General features: G+C 41.9%; 3 protein-coding genes. 2 read left to right on the top strand and 1 reads right to left on the bottom strand.

What is annotated here, in order from left to right; all coding sequences use genetic code 11:
* Both BM030_RS20010 and BM030_RS19525 read left to right on the top strand, forming a co-directional pair.
* Positions 1-712: hypothetical protein (locus tag BM030_RS20010; protein WP_170845848.1), on the top strand; the 712-nt coding region annotated here is incomplete at its 5' end.
* Between the two features lie 9 nt (positions 713-721).
* Positions 722-1,171, top strand: coding sequence for a hypothetical protein (locus BM030_RS19525; RefSeq protein WP_090975273.1), 450 nt, complete (start codon positions 722-724; stop codon positions 1,169-1,171).
* Between the two features lie 51 nt (positions 1,172-1,222).
* On the opposite strand, the gene BM030_RS19520 is transcribed toward BM030_RS19525, so the two are convergent.
* On the bottom strand, positions 1,223-1,676 hold a 454-nt coding region (locus BM030_RS19520), incomplete at its 5' end, for an integrase core domain-containing protein (RefSeq protein WP_139215971.1).

Raw genomic sequence — 1,676 nt, 5'->3', positions numbered from 1 at the left:
CGACAACCCGATTCGATTCATCGACCCGGACGGGCGGTTTGTGGCGCACTTCAGCAGCCTACAGGACAAGCAGGCGTTGTTGGGCTGGGCGAAGTCTCGTGAGGCGATGGGAGAGGATGATGACGGAGACCCCTGGGAGAAGTGGCGGCAGATATTCTCGATGTTTGGTTTCAACGTAACCAACAGCGGCATTGAACGTTCCGAGGACAAGGAAGTACTAATAGAGCAGGCCAACATGCGCAGGGCTGCGCAACAGGTGGGGGAGACGATAGAGACCCTTTACGAAATGCAGAAAGCCTTCGTCACCTCCATTCCCGGGGGGTCAGGAGCGATATATATTGCTATTGAAAACCGAAACGGTCAGCTTTCGGGCATAGAAACCAATGAGCAGCTTCTATATGCGGCAATAGGCTTCATTCCGGGAGGGAAAGCCGCTAAGGGGGTAAGTGTGATTGGACCACGATCAACCTATAGAGAATTTGCGAAGAAAATTGGAGCCAATTTTCTTGATGTGACTGATGAAGCGTGGACAATGCGTGAAAACGTGAAGTTTTTACAAGGTGTGGTGAAAAGAGGGGATGATGTCATATTCGCAGGGAAATATAACCCTGCAAGACTTGATCCTAACTCTGTTCTTGCTCAGGAGATTAGGTATTTGCAAAGACATGGCTATTCTTGGACTGATGATTTTTCTAGAATGATTAAAAAATAGAATTGAGAGATGAAACAGAGTTTTATAAAATTTATCTATGAGTTTTTTAAAAGGCTTGTTGAAGTAAATGGCTTTAAGATAAAAACAGAACTGAAAGAAGGGCAATCGTATATGATTGAGTATAGTTCAGACAGTTTTGTAATTAAAATTGAAAAGTACTTTCGAGAGTTTTACGCAACTCTGTATAAGATAAATAAGCCTGATAGTGAAATAAATCTTTTTAATCTATTGGAGTATTTGAAACAAGGAAGTGTAGAAATACCTTCATCAAAATATTTCCGTAAAGAAAAAGATATTGAAGAATGTTATAGAAAACAACTGATTCATATATCAACTGTAATTTATGAAAACTTCGATTTGATAGCTGACTTTTTTAATGAGCCCAAATATGAGTTAAACGTAATTGAATTTGAAAAATATTGGAAAAATAAACATCCTGAGTTGTACAATAAAGCTTAATAGGTAGTGTCGCTAAGACGGGAGTTAATCTCACAAAGTTGTAATCTTCCCTTAGCTAGCTACATTCAAAACTAAAGAATTCCAATCAGAATTGCTATTGCTATCCTGTTGGAATGTGGGAAACTCGGAGAGTTTTCCATATTTCAACAGGAACTCTGTCGGTGTCAACTGCCCCAGCGATGAATGTGGCCTTTCGTTATTGTACATCCACGCCCATGCTTCTGCGAATTTTCTTATCTCCGGGAGACTGTCAAACATGTAGCTGTCCAGCACATCCTGCCTGAAAGTCCTGTTAAAACGTTCTATCAAACTGCTCTGTGTAGGCTTTCCAGGCTGGATAAACTCCCATTGGATGCCGTTTTTCTCGCACCAGCCGCGCATGGCCTCGGCCACAAATTCCGGTCCGTTGTCTATAATTCCCCCCAATCGTTGGACAGATTTTTCATAAACTAAGTGAGATATTTCCGGTATCCCACCCACAAACATTAACCTAACCTGCCTGCGC

It is taken from the genome of Parapedobacter composti (assembly GCF_900112315.1).
GTDB classification, from domain to species: Bacteria; Bacteroidota; Bacteroidia; order Sphingobacteriales; family Sphingobacteriaceae; genus Parapedobacter; species Parapedobacter composti.
Note: the sequence above shows the minus strand (reverse complement) of the source record. Positions and strands in the feature narration are given on the sequence as shown.

Excerpts from the sequence above, each read along its gene's own strand:
- BM030_RS19525 (WP_090975273.1), top strand. The coding sequence starts at position 722 with ATGAAACAGAGTTTTATAAAATTTATCTATGAGTTTTTTAAAAGGCTT.